Raw genomic sequence first — 17,483 nt, 5'->3', positions numbered from 1 at the left:
CATCTGCCGAGACATAGATTAGGTTATATTCAGAAGAGATCTCATTATATCAACGTCTTAGGCTTATAGAATGCGCACTTACTCCGCGCTGGTTTTTGACAACCAGCAATTGATGACGTTTATCAATCAACTGCCCAAAGGATTAGGTAGTTCGAATTTAGTACAAATATTGTCGACTCAACCAGCGACGATCGCGTCTCGATATGCGGCTTATATCAAGCAAGTTCTCCCTGACAGCGAAGTGATTGGGCATAGCACTCGGCATGTGGTGTATGACAGTCAAATTCATCATGGTGGGACGTTGATTTGTGTCGCTCAATTTGAACACACGCAATTCTCTTCTTTTTCTCTAGATCTGAATGATGACCCAGAGCAAGATGCCTGCACGGTCATTGAGCAGTTGGCGATTAATCAGAATTCCAAAGCGATCATTAGCTTCTCTCACGTCACCAACAGTTGGGACTATAACCTGTACCAAGCGTTAGGTAAGCGATGCGATGTACCAATCTGTGGTGGATTGGCCGCATCGGTGAATGGACGCAAAGAGTGGCTGCTGCATGGTGTGAAAACGTATCACAAAGGGGCGGTGTTTGTTGCCTTACACAGTGAGGTGCTGCAAATTTGGCGTAATGCGTTTTCGGAGTGGAATACCATTGGTAGCCCTTTATGCGCGACCAGTGTTTCAGGCTCAATCTTACACACGATCAATCACAAACCAGCACATGAGGTTTATCGTGATCGCTTAGCGGACGGTCGAGAGTTGAGTTTGGAGCAGATGCTGAGCTTTCCACTGCAACTGACGAATCAACAAATCTGTATTCCCACGGCCATTTACCCAGACGGCAGCATTGAGTTCGATAAGCCGATTGAACTCGGCGATGAGCTGCAATTGTGTTACAACCACCCATCACTGACATTGGAGCAAGTTGGGCATGATGTTCGCAACTTAGCTCAGTTTAATCCGCAAGCCATTTTTATCTATAACTGCGAATCTCGGCTCGAATTCATCGAAGGGATGAGTGAAATCAAACCCTTCGATAAGTTTGAATCTTGTAACGGCTCTTATTGTATGGGCGAGCTTTTCAGAGAGAAACATCAAGATGTGTTGCACCATAGCATGACTTATCTTGCCCTCAGTGAAGACTCTCGCCGACCGCCTCTAGACCTTTCAGAACAAACCGAATCGTACCCTATCTCTCCGCTTTTTCACTTAATTCGTTATTCCATTGAGGAGTTGGATGAGGTGCGCCTTGAGATGGAACGCAAGCTCGCTGCGCAAACCGAAAAACTCATCAACAGTTACCGATTGGACAAACGAACCGGATTGAAAAACCGTGTGGCCTTGCAAGAAGCGCTGAAAGTGGTGGCGCCTGATGAACATGTGATCACGCTTAAGCTGTCAAATTTTCACCAAGTGAACGAGAAGTATGGCTATCAAGTTGCCGATGAACTCATCAGTGATTTGAGTGACCACTTTGTTGACCGTTTGTCGAGCCGTCACGGCTCTGAGATGGTGAAGAGTCTTTACTACATTGGCACTGCGGAATGGGCGATCGTCTTTCACTCTCAGCAACCAAGCGATTTGATCAAACAGGAGTTCTCTCAGTTTGCTGATCAGATAGAGCACATCAACTTTGAGCCATATGGTTTACCTGATGTTGACTACTTATCTGTTTCGATTATCGGTGGGATTGCGAGTGTGGCGGACTTTCCTGATGTGACGGGGGATGAGCTTCTACTCAAAGCGATTGATGCTAGGCGCCGTGGCAAAGAGCGCAACACCCACTTTATGAACGCGCGCGATTGCGGTACGACGATGGAAGAGCACCAAGACCGATTAGGCTTAATGGGCAGTGTCAGTCGAGCGATTCTCAATCAGCGGATTATTACTTATAGCCAACCAATCTTTGCTGCTTACAGTCGCGAGCAAATTTCCCAAGAGTGTTTGGTGCGCATTGAAGACGATGGAGAGATCATTTCCCCAGGACGTTTTTTGCCGATCATCGAAGGGACGCATCTTTACACGCGCTTGAGCCGATACATGATGACTTCAACGTTAGATTTTATGGCGGATAAACAGGAGTCATTTTCCATCAACTTATCGCCACAAGATATGTTGAGCGATCGAACGCTCTCGATATTGGAACAAGCGGTGAGAAAGCTCAATGATCCAAGCCGGCTAGGGATAGAGGTGCTTGAGTCTGAGCAAATCAAAGACTTTGCGCGGATGGCCGAAGTGTGTGGTCACTTCAAGAAAATGGGCGTGCGTATCTTGGTCGATGATTTTGGCTCGGGCTACTCCAATATCGATGAAATCATTCGTCTAGAGCCCGATGTGATTAAGCTCGATGGCAGCTTGATTAAGACCATTGATGTCGACAACAAGCAGCGCCAAATCACGGGGCAGTTGGTGCAGCTATGCCAAGTACTGAATGCCAAAACAGTGGCCGAATTTGTTCATAACCCGAAAGTGTGCCAAATCGCAGAAGACTTAGGTGTCGACTACCTCCAAGGTTTCCACTTGGCTGAGCCGACACGCTTATTCTAATTAGAGCGGTAGGGATGACCGCTCTTATCCGCTTTGAACACCCGCATATAATGGGCGAGGAAGTGGATGAGACTATCAGCTTGGCTCTTCCCGCCTAACTCTCTTATCACCTCCGCCGCGACTTCCAAAGTGCATAGATTGCCTTGCGATTGATTTCGTCTTAGTTGATAGACGGACGCGTGAGAAGGCGTGATGTGGACTAAGGGGATATCCGCGAGCCACGCGCTTTTTCTCAGCATCTTCTTTGCTTCCTGCCATGTTCCATCAAGGATAATAAACAGCGGTATTTTCCCTGCTTGCGTGGCTTGAACTTGCGCGCTACTGACTGGATGGCTTAGGTCATTGGGAAACAGCAGTACAGGTAAATAGCGTTCATCTTTGAGTAACGCTAGCAAGTTCGGACACGGTGAGGTGCGTTGCCAAACATGTTGGCTACTGCTAGGGATAGATTTGAGCAACCACTGGCCGGTATTGGTATCACGCGTGAGCTCATTCTCATGCATCAATAGCGCGATATGGGCATTGACCGACACTTGAGGCAATTGAGCGCAGACGCAGTTATGCAGCAGTCCGCACTCGGGGCAAGGGGTTGAGGCTACCATGTTATAGCGTCACTCCTCCTTGGAATGGGGTTAAACCATCAGAAAACAGCTGAACTTGGCTAATTTCGTCATAGTTTGCGGTAGGAGCGGTGCTTGGGTTGAGTGGGTAGCTGATGCCATCGTACTGCATCACATGCTGGTTAGGTACCGCGCCGCCGCCACTCACAAATAGCACTAAGTCTTGCCATTGGTGATGCGTTTTCTTACCTAAGTTAATCGGTGTTTGCACTAGCGTAATGCGGCTATTGAAGCGCCATTTTTGTTGATGGCTCTCAAACACTAGCAGGGTGCAACCGCCAGAACCGCACCAATCGAGTTGCGCTAATAGCTCTTGGTTGCCATCTCCATTGAGATCGTAGGTGAGCCAGCGGTAGCGAGTCCCTGTTGGATCGGTTTTATGCTGTTTGAAATATTCGCGCAGCGCCTTGTCTACGGCAGGGTTGTACTGGTCGCTGGAGGGTATTTTATCCGCAGAAAGCGAACGCTGGTTGGCAATCGTCTCACTGCCGGAGGTGGTTTTGGTTTTAAATAGGGTTAAGCCGCCATTGGCAATGTCATAGACCACGTCACCGACCTTTTCTTGTTGGGTTGATAGCTGGTAGCCATCGCGCAGATACAAACGCTCCGACAGCAAAGGTTGTCCCTGTAAGTGAGTGCCTACAACCTGTACTTGCTGGGGAGAAAGCTGCTGCCAGTAACCTTTTTCGACAGTATCGGCATCACCGCTTGGGTAACGATAGACGGTGGCGGCAGTGTGGTCGGGGTTCAGAGTTAAGGTGACGCTGAATGGGTTACTTTTTACCGCTTGGGCTTGGTAGGTGGCGACCCAGTCCTGCGTAGCATCTTGGTTCGCGAGCGTTGCGCAGCCATGATAGGTTTCGTTGTCGAGCGTGAAGGTCGATGTCCAACCGTAAAGGCTGTCACTCATGCCATCGACACAACTCTGTTGCTGCAACTCCAAGTTGCCACGTTTAAAGGTATAGCGGCGGTTTTCCATCTCGATACGACTGGAAGTGATGGCCAACGATTGATCGGATTTGCCGATCTGGCTGAACGTCAGTTCGCCTTGGTTAAACTTAACTGACCATGATGGCTCAGTGCCAAACGCGTGTGTGGACTTCAATGGTCGATCGCATCGGTTTGGGTTTTCCGCACTCAGCAGGTTGACTTGGTCCACGACAAAGCGCGCGGGGTAATCCGAGGCGAAGCCATCTTTGCCTGCTGGGGCAAGGTGGCCGATCACTTCTCCATAAAGGGGCTCGTAGGGAGCGCGGACCAGAGTGAGTCCTTGATTAAAGCGGTCACGAGGAAGGTCGAGCCAATATTGCTGCTGACTGCCACAGGGGGTGATTGAGCTGACTTCATGTCCCAGTACCACCTGGCCGCGCATCACGAAGGTTTGCGGCTTGATTGACGTTGGGTTGCTCAGCGTTGCCGTCGGCTGCGGTGGCGTCTCTGGCGTCGTTGCACTCATCGAGCAGGCTTGGAGTGTCAGTAAAGTCGCCAGTGCGACTGGGTTTTGCAACGCCTTCATGCTATATCTTCCTCATACGAAATTCATCGGAAGCTATTATGGCATATTGGTTATTTAAAACTGAACCGGACACCTTCTCTATTGACACTCTTCGCACACAAGAGACCTCTTGTTGGGAAGGGGTACGCAACTATCAAGCAAGAAATATGATGCGTGATGATGTCAAAGAGGGAGACTTAGTGCTGATTTATCACTCCTCGTGTAAAAAGGTCGGAGTTGCGGGCATCGCGAAAGTGATTCGAGAAGCGTACCCAGATCATTTTGCCTTTGACGCTGATAGTGATTACTACGATCCGAAGTCTACGCCAGAAAACCCTCGTTGGGTGATGGTTGATATTGAGTTTGTCCGTAAAACCGAACGCGTCATTCCGTTGAGTGTGTTGAAAGCGATGCCAGAGCTCGAGAATATGCCTTTGGTTAAGCGAGGTAATCGCTTATCGATCATGCCGGTAACAGAGCAAGAGTGGCAGGCCATTTTGGGAAAAGAGACACTGCCAAGCCAAAGGGATGCAGGGTAAACAAGGCGGCGAAAGTGAAAAAGGCTGCCAGTGGCAACCTTTGGCTTTGTTATTAGATAAGATGCGCTTTCAGGTAGTGAGCGACGGCGTCATCGGCGTTGCTACCGATAACTTCATTGTTTGGTAGCGCATCCATCACTTTGTGGTGAGAAGTCCCCATCACAAGCCCTTTTCCTGCCATTGAGAGCATTTCGACATCATTCATGCCATCACCAAAAGCAATGCAGTTATCGAGGGTAAGCCCGCGAGACTCTGCGACCGCCTTTAAAGCTTCGCCTTTGGAGACATCCGCAGCCATAACTTCTAAACACCAAGGGGTAGAGAAAGCGATGTTGAGTTGATCACCGAAGGTTTCGCGCAGTTTATTTTCAAAGACGACTAAATGGTCGTGATCTTGCTCTGGATGGGTAAAGAAGATCTTAGCGATGCCGTCAGTTGGGGCACGTTCCGCGTTAAAGCGTTTGTAGGAAAAACCAGATTCGCTGTGGAATTTTGCCAACATTTCATCGTCACGATCCAACAACCAATCTTCATTTTGGTACATGTGGATAAAGATATCTTGATCCTGTCTGATCACATCGATCACGTCTTGTACTAAGGCTTCTGGTACGTTTTTGCTGTACATCAGCTGATCATTTTGGTCGTGGACGCGAGCACCGTTGGAGGTGATCATATAAGCCGGAATCCCCGCAATTTCGCGAATCCCAGCAACGTCGACGTGATGACGACCAGTAGCAAAGATGAACGTCAAGCCCTTCTGATGAAGCTCCTTCAGCGTTTGTTTCGAGAAGTCACTCAGCTGGTGGTTTGGAGCTAGAAGAGTCCCATCTAAATCTGATGCGACGATGTGAAAAGGCGTTTCTTTGCGTGTGTCGGTCATATCACCCTCATTAACAACTATTGGCGACCCGAAATGGGTTAAGCAACCAGTTTACTTGAAGCGAAAGGGGAAAAAGAGGGTAAAGATCACTTCTTGGCTTTTCCTATTTTTGCCGCTGATGCTGCTCGAAGAACATCATCACGGTGTCTAATGCATCATTGCGATAGTCATCTTGCTCAAACAGCACCTCATGTCGAGATCCATATAAAATCTTCATCGCACATTGAGTGTTGGTCTTGGCGAGCTTCTTCATAAAGCGGATTTGATCTTGATTACAGACGATTTGGTCTTCACTCGCTTGCAGCAAGAGCAGGGGTACTTTGATGTGACGGGTCATCAAGAGACATTGTTTAGAAGCCATTAAGCCTTGCCATACCCAGCGAGTACTGGCGCCACCAATTTGAATCTCTGGCTTTTGATCATAAAGGGCACGAAACCAGTGATAACGCACATGGCTTTGGCTAAGTAGGTTACCCTCAAAAGGTTTAGGGAAGTAAGCCACTTGACCTGGAGCAAAAGTCGGCTTGGGGTAAATTGCGGTGAGTATTTGACCCAATAAGGTGGCGATTGGTTTGATGTGACCAGGGAGATTCACACCAAACATTGGTGCACTCAACGCCACGGCGTCAAAAGGGTGCTGAGGGTACGTTTGCACATAGCGGGTGACGATATTGCCTCCCATGGAATGACCCAGCAGGTAGCATGACTGATAATCGGCTAAGCCAAAGTGAGTGACCATGCGATTGAGGTCTTTTACGTAGTCGTCGAATTCATGCACGTAACCCATTTGCTTATCGTCAATCAGTCGATCAGAGTAGCCCTGACCACGATGATCATACGAATAGATGTCGTACCCTTGCTGGAACAGGTCATAAAACAGCTCTTGATACTTCCAAGTACACTCGATTCGACCATTAACGACAACAATCGCTTTGTGATGTTCAGGCTTGGTCAACTTGACCCAGAAAAGTTGGGTTTTATCAAAAGATCTCACCATGCCTTCTTCTCTAGAGTGCCATAGTTCAGCAATTCGACCATTGATTGCTTGCTCAAAATTCGACTCTTGAGTATAAGAAGCAGTAATGCTAGAGCTCGAGTTATTCATGGATTTTGTTAGCCTGAAGGGGTTTTGGTAAAACACAGCTAGATTATGTGTGGCTAGGTGCGTTTAGTCGAGAGGAAAACACAATGGATATACATGTTTGGTTAGCTTATGTGGTCACAGCGATCGTTTTTAGCTTGGCGCCGGGTTCTGGAACCGTTAACTCTATCAGTAACGGCTTGAGTTACGGTACGCGTAAGTCCGTTGCGGCTATCGCAGGGTTACAGATTGGCTTAGCTATCCATATTATGCTCGTTGGAGCAGGAATCGGTGCCTTAGTTGCGCAGTCTGCTTTTGCGTTCTCGGTGATCAAGTGGGTTGGCGTGGTTTATCTTGTTTGGCTCGGTATTCAAAAGTGGCGAGATTCAACTGGGCTCAATACGTCATCGGTTGCGCAAGAATTATCGGCTTTTACCTTGATGAAAAAGGCGGTATTCATTAACCTTACCAACCCTAAATCCATCGTCTTTCTGGTTGCCCTTTTTCCGCAGTTTATCGATCCGGCTCAAGACCAGGTCCCGCAACTATTGGTATTGGGTATTACTACGGTATTGATTGACTCTATCGTAATGCTAGGTTACACCACATTGGCTTCTCAGATGGGGCGCTTTATTCGCTCGGATCGTATGATGGCGAGAATCAATAAGCTCTTTGGCTCCATGTTTGTGGGCTGTGGAGCGCTTTTGGCGACTGCTAAAGCATAGACGACAGCAAGGACTTGAATGCAACGTATAACGCGCGATACCTATGTGGCTCGTCAGCCGATTTTTAACGCGAAGCGACAAACTTTAGGGTATGAGTTGCTGTTTCGTGACGGCGAGAAGAATGCTTACCCCAGCCACATCGAATCGAATCGTGCGACTTACAGGTTGATTGTCGAAAATTTTTTATCGCTGGGCACCAACCCAGCGATTGACACTTCTCGTTGCTTTATTAACTTCCCTCAAGAGAGCTTGATACGTGGCTTACCTATGGTATTGCCTAAGGACAAGGTCGTTATCGAAGTGCTGGAAACTTGCACGCCGAATGATGAGCTCTACCTTGCGGTCAAAAAGCTCAGCCAAGCCGGTTACTTAATTGCACTTGATGATTTTGTTTACAGTGCTGAGTGGGAGCGCTTTTTACCCTTTGTACAAATCGTCAAACTCGACATCATGGCGATGGGGCTAGAGTCCGCCTGTGACTTTGTAAAAGAGCGCATCGGCAAAGGGGTAAAACGCCGTTTTCTTGCCGAGCGTGTTGAGACCGAGGCGGAGTTTCTGACCACGCGTTCAGCAGGTTTTAGTTTTTTCCAGGGCTACTTTTTTGGTAAACCTGAAATCACTCGCAAAGGGTATTTAAGCCCAGAACAGCTGATTGCCATGGAGCTGTTTAAAGAGGTCTGCCAACCGGAAGTGGACTTCGTCAAAATAGAGAAAATTGTCGCTAAAGATGTGTCGCTGTCTTATCAACTGCTCCGTTTTGTTAATACCATGTCTGATCGTTTGGAAGTATCCATCTCTTCCTTTCGCCAAGCGCTGATTTATCTTGGCCAAGATAAACTCAAAATCTTTGTGTCGTTGGCGGTGGCCTCGTTTGTTTCGACAAGGAAACCCAAAGAACTTTACAACCTGTCACTGCAGCGCGCTCAGTTTTGTCAGTTGATGGCCAACGATAACCCATTCAATGAATATCGTGATCAGGCGTTTCTTATTGGTCTGTTCTCGATGCTTGATGCGCTCATCGATGTCTCGTTGGATGAGCTAGTGGAACAACTCCCTTTGTGTTCATCTATCAAGCTTGCACTCCTTGAGCGACAAGGGCCTTATGGTTTACTGCTCAAGGTTGAGGAGTGCTATGAACGTGCCGATTGGTATGGCATTAAAGAAGCGTGTCATCAGCTTAACCTCTCCGTTGACGATATCATGCCTAAAATCTCTGCTGCACAGCGCTGGAGTCAAGACATCAATCGCGTGGTGTAATCTACACCGCTTCGCCTTTCCCATTTCAGTCAGTATGAAGTTTTTATGACACCGCCTCGCGTGTGTTGATCTCTACGCACAAATAAATAAAGATATACGCATATCCATATATGAGTATGTTTTATATGTTACCGCATCAGTTTTTCAAACTATTGTCCGATGAAACACGTGTTCGCAGCTTAATGTTGATTGTACGTGAAGAGTGCTTATGTGTCGGAGAACTCACCGAAGCGCTGCAAGAAAGCCAACCTAAAATTTCTCGCCACCTTGCGCAGCTGCGTTCAAACGGGATTTTAGTCGATGTGAGACAAGGACAGTGGGTGTTCTATCGCTTGGCCTCGGGTCTACCGGGGTGGATGAATAAACTGATTGATGATCTTGTTGCTTCAAACTGCCTGAAGGCGGAGTACCAACAAGACCTAGAACGATTACACGCGATTCAGGCTCGTCCTGTTTGCTGCCAATAATAGACAATGGAAGAGATAGCATTATGACGATTAAAGTAGGCATTAACGGTTTCGGTCGTATTGGGCGTTTGGCATTGCGCGCCGCGTTTGATTGGCCAGAGCTAGAATTTGTTCAAATCAACGACGTTGCAGGGGACACCGCAACATTAGCACATCTGCTAGAGTTCGATTCTGTACAGGGGCGTTGGCACCACGCTGTGACCGCAGAAGGCGATGAGATGATCATCGATGGAAAGCGCATTCAAACGTCGCAGCAGCGTGATATAGATGCGATCGATTGGTCTGGCTGTGAAGTAGTGATTGAAGCGACAGGGGTTCATCGCGAAGGTGTTTTCCTCAATAAGTATTTAGATCAAGGTGTGAAGCGAGTAGTTGTTTCTGCGCCAGTTAAAGAAGAAGGCGTGGCTAACATCGTGGTGGGTGTTAATGATGAAATCTTTGACCCAGCCGTACACAAAATTGTCACCGCGGCATCTTGTACTACCAACTGTATCGCGCCAGTTGTGAAAGTGATCAATGAGAAGCTTGGTATTGAAAACGCCTCTTTTACTACCATTCATGATCTGACTAACACCCAAACCATTCTGGATGCGCCGCACAAAGACCTACGTCGTGCTCGTGCTTGTGGTATGAGCCTGATTCCGACAACGACGGGGTCTGCGAAAGCGATTGTCGAGATTTTCCCTGAGCTCGAAAACCGCATTAACGGTCATGCAGTCCGTGTACCGCTAGCGAATGCTTCCCTGACTGACATTATCTTTGAAGTCAAACGAGATACGACGGCTGAAGAAGTCAACGCGCTACTTAAACAGGCATCAGAAAATGAACTGGCTGGCATTCTCGGCTATGAAGAGCGTCCACTTGTATCGATTGACTACAAAGGCGATCAGCGCTCAACCATCGTGGATGCGTTATCAACCATGCTCGTTGGCAAACGCATGGTGAAGATCTACGCATGGTATGACAACGAAATGGGTTACGCGACACGTACGGCTGAGTTGGTCCGTAACGTGGGCATGGCGTAAGGGGGATAACATGACAGATTCTGTTCAGATTCACCCGACATGGCAACTCGATGTTGATGCTGGTGCCTTAGTACTGACTCCTTGCCCTGGAACGAAAGGCGTTGAGCTCGAAGCGTCGCTGCAGCAGCTTAAAGAGCAAGGCGTTGCCGCGATTGTGACGGCGCTAGATGACGCCGAGCTTGCTAGCAAAGAGGTCTCTGAGCTTGGGGCTTTGACTAAGCAGTTGGGAATGCAATGGTTTCAAATAGAAATCGAAGATGACTGTGCCCCTGATGAAGACTTCGCTGCCAAGTGGCAAGCTGCAAGCCCTGAGCTTCATAAGATCGTAGATAGCGGCGGTAAGGTTGCAATGCACTGTATGGGTGGCTCGGGTCGCACTGGGTTGTTTGCCGCTCATCTATTGCTAGAAAAGGGTTGGCCGCTAGAAAGTATCATCTCTCAAGTTCAAGCCCTTCGCCCAGGCGCATTCACTAAGCCTGTTCAAGTTGAATACATTACCGCGGTTTCTACGTTGTAAGGCATTGGATCAGAGCTTTTGGAACATGGGTGTCCGAAAGCTCCGTGAACAGCACATTTGAGGATTTCACCTTATGTTCTCTACTCTCAGCAAGAGCGTGCGTCAATATATGTTGGTGACGTTCAACTACTGGAATTTCACCATTACTGATGGTGCACTGCGTATGCTAGTGGTGCTCTATTTCTACGATTTGGGCTACAGTTCGCTAGAAATCGCCTCGTTGTTTTTGTTCTATGAATTTTTTGGTGTGGTGACAAACCTCGTTGGTGGCTGGTTGGGGGCTAGGCTGGGCTTAAACAAGACCATGAACCTCGGGCTAGGGATGCAAATTGTCGCGCTGGCCATGTTAGCGGTGCCTAGTGGTTGGCTGACGATTCCTTGGGTAATGGCCGCTCAGGCATTGTCTGGGATCGCCAAAGACCTCAATAAAATGAGCGCCAAAAGTTCGATTAAAACTTTGGTGCCAGACGAACAGCAAGGCGCGCTGTATAAGTGGATTGCAATCCTCACGGGCTCTAAGAATGCATTGAAAGGGGCGGGATTCTTTGTCGGCGGCTTGCTTCTCTCTACCATTGGTTTTACCTATGCGGTGTTGACCATGGCGGCGGTACTGACTCTGGTGTTTATTGGTAGTGTTCTCAGCTTAGAAGCCAATCTGGGCAAAGCGAAGACCAAGCCGAAGTTTAAGCAAATTTTCTCTAAGTCTGAGTCGATCAACATTCTCTCGGCGGCACGTATGTTCCTATTTGGTGCTCGTGATGTGTGGTTTGTCGTGGCACTGCCCATTTATCTCGGCAGCGTTTTTGGTTGGGATCATTCGTGGGTTGGAGGATTTCTTGCAGCTTGGACAATTGCTTACGGCGTTGTTCAGGGCGTTGCGCCCAAGATTACTGGCAAAGCACAAGGGAAAGTGCCCGATGGTCACGCCGCAATGCTTTGGGCTGGTGGATTAGCCATCGTCACCGCATCAATTGCCTACGCTGTTCAGATTGGCTGGCAACCTGAGTTCGTGATTGTCGGAGGATTGATGATTTTCGGGGCGATCTTCGCCGTCAATTCGTCACTTCACTCTTATCTAATCGTCAGCTATGCGAAAGGTGATGGGGTCTCTTTGGATGTGGGTTTTTACTACATGGCCAATGCAATGGGGCGTCTGATCGGTACGATTTTGTCTGGTTGGGTGTTCCAAATGGCAGGACTAGCAGCGTGTTTGTGGGTCTCGTTTGCCTTTCTAGCACTGACTACGCTTATTTCACTTAAGCTACCGAAAGTGAATCAAGTCGCGACGGCATAAACGCAACCTCCGACCTTCTCATGACTAAAAGCTGACCAAGCTTATACCTTGGTCAGCTTTTTTATTGCTATATTCAGAGGGTTATAACACTGAGGTTGAACAATGAGAGAACGTGTCCAGTTTTTTGACTTGCTGCGCTGTGTGGCGGCTGTGGCTGTGATTGCCATCCACGTGCTAGCGCCGTATCGCCATGAACTGGGAGTCATTCCTTTTGACGAGTGGTTTACGGCTGTTGCAACAAACGGAGTGACACGTTGGGCTGTTCCTGTGTTCATTTTGATCTCCGGCGCCTTGATGTTGAGTGATAAGCGACCTTTTGATCTTCACTACTATGTTAAGCGGCGTTTAGGGAAGGTTTTGGTGCCGTTTCTTGTTTGGTCGCTATTTTATGGTTATCTCTCAGGTTGGACAGCCAACGGTTTTGACGCCAAAGTTTCCCAAGAGGTTCTGCTCAATAGCCCTCAGCATGCGACCTACTATCACCTTGGTTTCTTTTACTACTTTATCCCGCTCTACTTTGTGATTCCCATCTTCCAATGGGTAGTGAAGCGCGAAGATGATACGCCACTATATCTATTCACCGTCCTTTGGTTAGTTACAACGCTGCTTTACTTGATGGGGATTGATGGGTTTTGGAGTCATGAACTCTGGCTCTATAGTGGGTACTTACCACTTGGCTATATTCTATGGCAGAGAATACCGCTAACCAAACGTAGCGTAGCGCTAGTGAGCTTGCTTGGCTGCGCGGCGTTAGCCATTACGGTTTATATGGTGGTGACCAATAGTCTGGCAGCGGATAAATACACGGTTGGTCGCTGGTTGTCCTATAAAACGCTCAATGTTGTAGCGGCGGCGAGCATGGTCTTTATGCTTTGTCGATACTTTGGTGAAGGGCTATCTGAGCGAGCTCAGAAAGTGATTAGTTTTATCAGCCAGCACAGTCTCGGGATTTATATTCTTCATCCTATCTTTTTATGGCCAATGAAAGAGTATGCTTGGTATCAGGGGCACCCAGGCTGGGTGATTCCGGTGTGGATTGTGTTGAGTGGCGGAGGAGCACTGTTTACCAGTTGGTTGTTGTCTCGCTCCGCTAAAACAAGGTGGTTGCTTCCTTAGTTAACGCTTCAGCGCAAAGTGCAGGAATTTGTCACCTTGGTAGGTGAGTGTGCCTTTGTCCCCGGGGTTAAGTGCGTGGTAATAATGGATACCGATTTGGAATTCACGCTTTGGCCCCAAACGCCCTTTCTGAACGTATATCCAATATTCTTGGTCATCTTGCCCTGGCGCTGGGTCCTCAATTTCAATCGCTTGCTTATCCAAAACGGTCACTTCAGCCGTTTGCTCTGGAGCTCCTTGCCCTTGAATATGCTTACTAAAAAAACGCTGGAATGCCCAAGCACTCACTAAAATGAACACAAGAATCGCAACAATCAGTGTGATTGGCATGATGAGATCTCCCTTCTAATGTTGGCTATTCTAGCGGTTATTTGTATTAGAGATGAGGCTTGGCGCAATTGAGTGATAAGTTGGTGCGTATCTTGAATGATTTATTAGACGCATATCACAAGGGATTGGGAAAATTGTCAGTATCCTGATATAGCTAGTAATTGATTCCTTTACATTAATTTACTAGGGGAACAATTTTGTCCAGCAATGAAAAGGGAGATAATAATTCGCAGTGACTGAAAGAACAAAGGCTAACCAAGAGTGGAGACTCGAAGTTGTAAAAGGCTTTGTTTTGCCCCTAAACTTTACTAGCGATGGAGGGAAGCCATGTCTGATATAGAGAAAGTTGTTATCCGCACACGTAAGTTGGAAAAGCTGCTTCGTACCCAGTATCACGCGGAAGGCAAAGGGCTTCATCAACTTATCACCAGTTGTGAAGAGCGATTGCCTCACGATGTCATAAGCAAGCTGCGCTATATTGCGACCATTCGCAACAAAGTTGTGCATGAAGAAGACTACAAACTCGATAGCCAGAGAGATTTTTTGACCACGTGCGATGAGTGTGAAAAAGAGCTGACTCCGCGTAGCAGTCGTTTTGTATGGCGGGCGGCCATCACCCTGATGACACTCATCACTGTCGCGGCATTATTTTTCTATTATGCGCATTGGGATGTTTTATCAAAGCATTTACAATAAACGCCAGAAAAGTGGGATATTTTAGAGTTGGAGAGTAATTAGACGTGTGTCTAGTTATTGAACTGAATCTGATTGTTTTATCTGCTTTATAACAAAAAGGGACGCGAAAGCGTCCCTTTTTGTTTTCTGTAATCTGACTAGTACATCATCGGCAGCGTCATTAGGCCAACAACAACCGCGATCATTACAAGTCCTTGTTTTTGTGAAGAAGTAATCATAACACTGCTCCTTAATAGTGATGTTTAACTCTATGCTTTTTAGAATAGCAATGTTTTTATGGTTTGATCAAGTTTTTCTTTGCTTACTGCTTAAAAAATCAATTTTAAACTTGTACTTATGGGTTTATTTAGCCGTTTTTTCAATTTTAAATCGTTACTTTTGAGCTGGTTTTTATTTGTTCTTACATCATTATTTTGTTTTTAAGTTGCTGTTTTAAATGAAAAATAATCCATCTTTATTTATGTTAATAAAAGGTTTGTTGTTCTTTTGGGGTTTAGTGGTCTTTTGATGTTGTAATTTTAGAGTTTGTTGTAGGTTTTGTTGGTGTTTTCTTGGTGGATGAGAATTGATGTCATTATTGGGTTTGTTCCATTAGGGTATGAGTGATAAAACTGGAAGTAAAACGAGAGGTAATGGTGCTGTTGGCTTTTTTGTTTTTGTATTAAGTTTTTGTTTTTAAGGGAAATTTATCTTGTTTGTTTGTTTGATTTCTCGTTGGTCAAGGAAGATTTTGTCACTATGCTATGTTTTCATCTCTGTGGGTGTATAAAATGGTTTTTTTTGGGGTTTTTAAACGGCTGGTGCTGGCCCTGACCTGACATTGCAGATAGAAATGCAAACGTGTAGAAGCATAATCGAGATCCAAGTTTTACTTTCCCACTCTGGACATATGAAGTGCCCTCCCTACACTAGCGACTCAGTTTAAAAGAGGTGGTCGCATGTGGAGTTGGCTTTCAGTCGCACTATCAGGTTTTATTAGTATTTCTGCCAGTGAAAGCAATCAGAAGATGCAAGCAGCAGTGTTTAAAACACTGACAATGTTCATGCTGGTGGTCATGCTATGGAGCCAAGAAAGCTTGGTTGGGCTTGCTGCATGGTGGGTGACGCTCGGGCTTATCATTTCTGCGCTCGCGGACAGTCTCTATCTCTTTAATAAGCACAAGCGACTCTGCTTTTCGGCGTATATCGGCGCTCAGCTGTGTTACAGCACTTCTTTTTGGCAGCAGTTGTCAGGGGAAATTGTGTGGTGGTTACCAGCCATGCTTCTTGCCATTGGTATTGTGGTGTTTTTCCTAATGCTACCTAAGATCGATAAACTGATTTTCCCCGTTGTGATCATGGGGATGATGCTGCTGCAGTTGAATTGGGCTGCGGGAGAAGTTTGGTTGTTTTCAGGCACCGTCTCTGGCTCACTTGGTTTTCTTGGTACCCTCATCCTGACACTTTCTGCAGGCTTGCTTGCGGTTCATGATTATCGACATCCGATAGCCTTTGGCCGTTATCTCATATCTGGTAGCTACTTACTGGCGCACGCTTTGATTACCGCTTCTTTGATTATCTAAAATCAAATTTCTTTTCTCTGGTTACGATTATGCTTTGCCGCAATGCCATTGTCGGAGAAAGCAGTCATGACGGAAATTCATGCACATAACGTTCTAAACTTACTTAGAGAAAAACCAATGAGTGAGGCGGAGCTGCGTCAAGCAGTGAATCAAGAGTTCGGTGAACACGCGATGTTTCGAACCTGTAAATTGAATGGCTTTGACCTAGACGCGTTGCTGACGTTCTTTATTCAAAAACAGAAAATCGTCCAGCATGATGGTAAATGGTCTGTCAATATGGATCGTGTGTGCGGTCATTGATCGCTGTAAGTACGCTTATTTAATCTCTATTCACTGAATCAATCTGTTTTGCCTCCAAATTAACGTGCGACGTTGCTATACTTCGCCGTCTTTTTGTTCATCTATTCAAACCGTGCTGCTTTGGGGGCTAATCCATGGATATAATTTCTGCCGCGACCATGTTGTTTCTCATCATGGACCCGCTAGGCAACTTGCCGATTGTGCTGTCTATACTGAAGCACTTAGATCCGAAACGTCGCCGCAAAGTGTTAATCCGAGAGCTTCTATTTGCGCTGGGTATTTTGATGCTGTTCCTCTTTGCAGGAAAGAGCATCCTAAACTTCCTTCACGTTGCACCAGAAACGCTGAGTATCTCGGGCGGGATTATTCTCTTTATCATCGCAATCAAGATGATTTTCCCAACGGGCGGCAGTATTGTTGGCTTAGCGGCAGGTGAAGAGCCTTTCTTTGTTCCGATGGCGATTCCAATGATTGCAGGGCCATCGGTAATCGCTGCGCTACTGCTGCTTTCTAGTCAGCATCCCGATAAGCTTTTGGAGTTGTCGGCTGCCGTACTGTTAGCTTGGGGGGTGACGTTCGTGGTGTTGATGTTCTATGGCTTCTTCCATAGGATTTTGGGCGAGCGCGGACTCAAAGCCATTGAGCGTTTGATGGGACTTTTGCTGATTATGATTTCAACTCAAATGTTCCTCGATGGCGTAAAAAGCTATTTAGGTTAAGAGATAAAAAATGCCGCGACTTCGCGGCATTTTTGGTTTTTAGGACATGTATTTACGTCGGATATCGAGCAAGGCAAAAATACCAAAAATAAGAATCGACCATTTTTCCCATTTGCTCATAGCGATCTTATCTCCAAACGCACCGATGAATATCAGCATTTGCAGTCCGTGCATGAACAACAGGAACGCCGCCATAATATAAAGCGCGATAGCGGCATTGCCTGGAAAGGGCATAAAAATGTTGAGAACCAAAATAAACCAAACAAAGCCAATAGCCGCTTTGGCGAGTAGTAGTAATGCTTTCATGACGAC

At 46.8% G+C, this 17,483-nt stretch carries 19 protein-coding genes; 13 read left to right on the top strand and 6 right to left on the bottom strand.

Going from position 1 to position 17,483, the window contains the following annotated elements:
* The first annotated feature begins 70 nt into the window (after nucleotides 1–70).
* Nucleotides 71–2,548, top strand: a complete 2,478-nt coding sequence (locus tag OH458_RS20925; RefSeq protein WP_269979702.1) for a bifunctional diguanylate cyclase/phosphodiesterase — start codon at nucleotides 71–73, stop codon at nucleotides 2,546–2,548.
* Here OH458_RS20925 and OH458_RS20920 read toward each other — a convergent pair.
* Both OH458_RS20920 and OH458_RS20915 read right to left on the bottom strand, forming a co-directional pair.
* Nucleotides 2,545–3,150, bottom strand: a complete 606-nt coding sequence (locus tag OH458_RS20920) for a tRNA-uridine aminocarboxypropyltransferase (RefSeq protein WP_269979701.1) — start codon at nucleotides 3,148–3,150, stop codon at nucleotides 2,545–2,547. The genes OH458_RS20925 and OH458_RS20920 overlap by 4 nt on opposite strands.
* 1 nt (nucleotide 3,151) lies before the next feature.
* Nucleotides 3,152–4,684 carry a COG3650 family protein gene (locus tag OH458_RS20915; RefSeq protein ID WP_269979700.1) on the bottom strand — a complete coding sequence of 511 codons (1,533 nt, stop codon included), beginning with the start codon at nucleotides 4,682–4,684 and terminating at the stop codon, nucleotides 3,152–3,154.
* Nucleotides 4,685–4,722: 38 nt separating this feature from the next.
* Here OH458_RS20915 and OH458_RS20910 point away from each other — a divergent pair, with 38 nt between their 5' ends.
* A complete protein-coding gene (locus tag OH458_RS20910; protein WP_269979699.1) occupies nucleotides 4,723–5,202 on the top strand; it encodes an EVE domain-containing protein in 480 nt (159 codons plus the stop codon).
* 52 nt (nucleotides 5,203–5,254) lie between these two features.
* Here OH458_RS20910 and OH458_RS20905 read toward each other — a convergent pair whose 3' ends face one another.
* Together OH458_RS20905 and OH458_RS20900 are read right to left on the bottom strand one after the other, a co-directional pair.
* A complete protein-coding gene (locus tag OH458_RS20905; protein WP_269979698.1) occupies nucleotides 5,255–6,082 on the bottom strand; it encodes a Cof-type HAD-IIB family hydrolase in 828 nt (275 codons plus the stop codon).
* Between the two features lie 103 nt (nucleotides 6,083–6,185).
* Nucleotides 6,186–7,187 (bottom strand): alpha/beta fold hydrolase, encoded by a 1,002-nt coding sequence (locus tag OH458_RS20900; protein WP_269979697.1) that lies wholly within the window; start codon nucleotides 7,185–7,187, stop codon nucleotides 6,186–6,188.
* Between the two features lie 83 nt (nucleotides 7,188–7,270).
* On the opposite strand from OH458_RS20900, the gene rhtB reads away from it, so the two are divergent.
* From rhtB to OH458_RS20865, 7 genes are all read left to right on the top strand, one after another.
* Nucleotides 7,271–7,888, top strand: coding sequence for a homoserine/homoserine lactone efflux protein (gene rhtB / locus OH458_RS20895; protein ID WP_269979696.1), 618 nt, complete (start codon nucleotides 7,271–7,273; stop codon nucleotides 7,886–7,888).
* An 18-nt stretch (nucleotides 7,889–7,906) separates the two neighbouring features.
* The gene (locus OH458_RS20890; protein WP_269979695.1) at nucleotides 7,907–9,145 is read left to right on the top strand and encodes an EAL and HDOD domain-containing protein; all 1,239 of its coding nucleotides are present in this window, start codon (nucleotides 7,907–7,909) and stop codon (nucleotides 9,143–9,145) included.
* Between the two features lie 125 nt (nucleotides 9,146–9,270).
* Nucleotides 9,271–9,612, top strand: coding sequence for a metalloregulator ArsR/SmtB family transcription factor (locus tag OH458_RS20885; protein ID WP_005475616.1), 342 nt, complete (start codon nucleotides 9,271–9,273; stop codon nucleotides 9,610–9,612).
* Nucleotides 9,613–9,635: 23 nt separating this feature from the next.
* Nucleotides 9,636–10,637 carry an ArsJ-associated glyceraldehyde-3-phosphate dehydrogenase gene (locus OH458_RS20880; RefSeq protein WP_269979694.1) on the top strand — a complete coding sequence of 334 codons (1,002 nt, stop codon included), beginning with the start codon at nucleotides 9,636–9,638 and terminating at the stop codon, nucleotides 10,635–10,637.
* A gap of 10 nt (nucleotides 10,638–10,647) precedes the next feature.
* Nucleotides 10,648–11,154, top strand: coding sequence for a cyclin-dependent kinase inhibitor 3 family protein (locus OH458_RS20875; protein WP_269979693.1), 507 nt, complete (start codon nucleotides 10,648–10,650; stop codon nucleotides 11,152–11,154).
* A gap of 73 nt (nucleotides 11,155–11,227) precedes the next feature.
* Nucleotides 11,228–12,448, top strand: a complete 1,221-nt coding sequence (arsJ, locus tag OH458_RS20870) for an organoarsenical effux MFS transporter ArsJ (RefSeq protein WP_005475591.1) — start codon at nucleotides 11,228–11,230, stop codon at nucleotides 12,446–12,448.
* A 102-nt stretch (nucleotides 12,449–12,550) separates the two neighbouring features.
* Nucleotides 12,551–13,564: an acyltransferase gene (locus OH458_RS20865; RefSeq protein ID WP_269979692.1), complete on the top strand. Its 1,014-nt coding sequence runs from the start codon at nucleotides 12,551–12,553 to the stop codon at nucleotides 13,562–13,564.
* On the opposite strand, the gene OH458_RS20860 is transcribed toward OH458_RS20865, so the two are convergent.
* Complete coding sequence (locus OH458_RS20860) at nucleotides 13,565–13,894, bottom strand: DUF2500 domain-containing protein (RefSeq protein WP_038140609.1); 330 nt, start codon at nucleotides 13,892–13,894, stop codon at nucleotides 13,565–13,567.
* Between the two features lie 327 nt (nucleotides 13,895–14,221).
* On the opposite strand from OH458_RS20860, the gene OH458_RS20855 reads away from it, so the two are divergent.
* The 4 genes from OH458_RS20855 to OH458_RS20840 all read left to right on the top strand — a co-directional run bounded on the left by OH458_RS20855 (nucleotide 14,222) and on the right by OH458_RS20840 (nucleotide 17,171).
* The gene (locus OH458_RS20855; RefSeq protein WP_005475608.1) at nucleotides 14,222–14,590 is read left to right on the top strand and encodes a hypothetical protein; all 369 of its coding nucleotides are present in this window, start codon (nucleotides 14,222–14,224) and stop codon (nucleotides 14,588–14,590) included.
* 938 nt (nucleotides 14,591–15,528) lie between these two features.
* On the top strand, nucleotides 15,529–16,152 hold the full coding sequence (locus OH458_RS20850) for a lysoplasmalogenase (RefSeq protein WP_038190207.1): 624 nt from the start codon (nucleotides 15,529–15,531) through the stop codon (nucleotides 16,150–16,152).
* 66 nt (nucleotides 16,153–16,218) lie between these two features.
* Entirely contained in the window at nucleotides 16,219–16,452 is a 234-nt protein-coding gene (locus OH458_RS20845; protein WP_038140602.1) for a YecH family metal-binding protein, read from the top strand.
* Nucleotides 16,453–16,586: 134 nt separating this feature from the next.
* Nucleotides 16,587–17,171 carry a YhgN family NAAT transporter gene (locus OH458_RS20840; protein ID WP_005475609.1) on the top strand — a complete coding sequence of 195 codons (585 nt, stop codon included), beginning with the start codon at nucleotides 16,587–16,589 and terminating at the stop codon, nucleotides 17,169–17,171.
* Nucleotides 17,172–17,210: 39 nt separating this feature from the next.
* On the opposite strand, the gene OH458_RS20835 is transcribed toward OH458_RS20840, so the two are convergent.
* A complete protein-coding gene (locus OH458_RS20835) occupies nucleotides 17,211–17,477 on the bottom strand; it encodes a DUF1145 domain-containing protein (RefSeq protein WP_005475595.1) in 267 nt (88 codons plus the stop codon).
* Nucleotides 17,478–17,483: the final 6 nt, after the last annotated feature.

Origin of the sequence: Vibrio sp. MarTm2 (genome assembly GCF_027587055.1) — a bacterium.
GTDB classification, from domain to species: domain Bacteria; phylum Pseudomonadota; class Gammaproteobacteria; order Enterobacterales; family Vibrionaceae; genus Vibrio; species Vibrio sinaloensis_D.
This window is presented reverse-complemented; position numbering and strand designations above follow the sequence as displayed.

Coding starts and splice junctions, on each gene's coding strand:
- OH458_RS20925 (WP_269979702.1), top strand. CDS start 71: ATGCGCACTTACTCCGCGCTGGTTTTTGACAACCAGCAATTGATGACG.
- OH458_RS20920 (WP_269979701.1), bottom strand. CDS start 3,150: ATGGTAGCCTCAACCCCTTGCCCCGAGTGCGGACTGCTGCATAACTGC.
- OH458_RS20915 (WP_269979700.1), bottom strand. CDS start 4,684: ATGAAGGCGTTGCAAAACCCAGTCGCACTGGCGACTTTACTGACACTC.
- OH458_RS20910 (WP_269979699.1), top strand. CDS start 4,723: ATGGCATATTGGTTATTTAAAACTGAACCGGACACCTTCTCTATTGAC.
- OH458_RS20905 (WP_269979698.1), bottom strand. CDS start 6,082: ATGACCGACACACGCAAAGAAACGCCTTTTCACATCGTCGCATCAGAT.
- OH458_RS20900 (WP_269979697.1), bottom strand. CDS start 7,187: ATGAATAACTCGAGCTCTAGCATTACTGCTTCTTATACTCAAGAGTCG.
- rhtB (WP_269979696.1), top strand. CDS start 7,271: ATGGATATACATGTTTGGTTAGCTTATGTGGTCACAGCGATCGTTTTT.
- OH458_RS20890 (WP_269979695.1), top strand. CDS start 7,907: ATGCAACGTATAACGCGCGATACCTATGTGGCTCGTCAGCCGATTTTT.
- OH458_RS20885 (WP_005475616.1), top strand. CDS start 9,271: ATGTTACCGCATCAGTTTTTCAAACTATTGTCCGATGAAACACGTGTT.
- OH458_RS20880 (WP_269979694.1), top strand. CDS start 9,636: ATGACGATTAAAGTAGGCATTAACGGTTTCGGTCGTATTGGGCGTTTG.
- OH458_RS20875 (WP_269979693.1), top strand. CDS start 10,648: ATGACAGATTCTGTTCAGATTCACCCGACATGGCAACTCGATGTTGAT.
- arsJ (WP_005475591.1), top strand. CDS start 11,228: ATGTTCTCTACTCTCAGCAAGAGCGTGCGTCAATATATGTTGGTGACG.
- OH458_RS20865 (WP_269979692.1), top strand. CDS start 12,551: ATGAGAGAACGTGTCCAGTTTTTTGACTTGCTGCGCTGTGTGGCGGCT.
- OH458_RS20860 (WP_038140609.1), bottom strand. CDS start 13,894: ATGCCAATCACACTGATTGTTGCGATTCTTGTGTTCATTTTAGTGAGT.
- OH458_RS20855 (WP_005475608.1), top strand. CDS start 14,222: ATGTCTGATATAGAGAAAGTTGTTATCCGCACACGTAAGTTGGAAAAG.
- OH458_RS20850 (WP_038190207.1), top strand. CDS start 15,529: ATGTGGAGTTGGCTTTCAGTCGCACTATCAGGTTTTATTAGTATTTCT.
- OH458_RS20845 (WP_038140602.1), top strand. CDS start 16,219: ATGACGGAAATTCATGCACATAACGTTCTAAACTTACTTAGAGAAAAA.
- OH458_RS20840 (WP_005475609.1), top strand. CDS start 16,587: ATGGATATAATTTCTGCCGCGACCATGTTGTTTCTCATCATGGACCCG.
- OH458_RS20835 (WP_005475595.1), bottom strand. CDS start 17,477: ATGAAAGCATTACTACTACTCGCCAAAGCGGCTATTGGCTTTGTTTGG.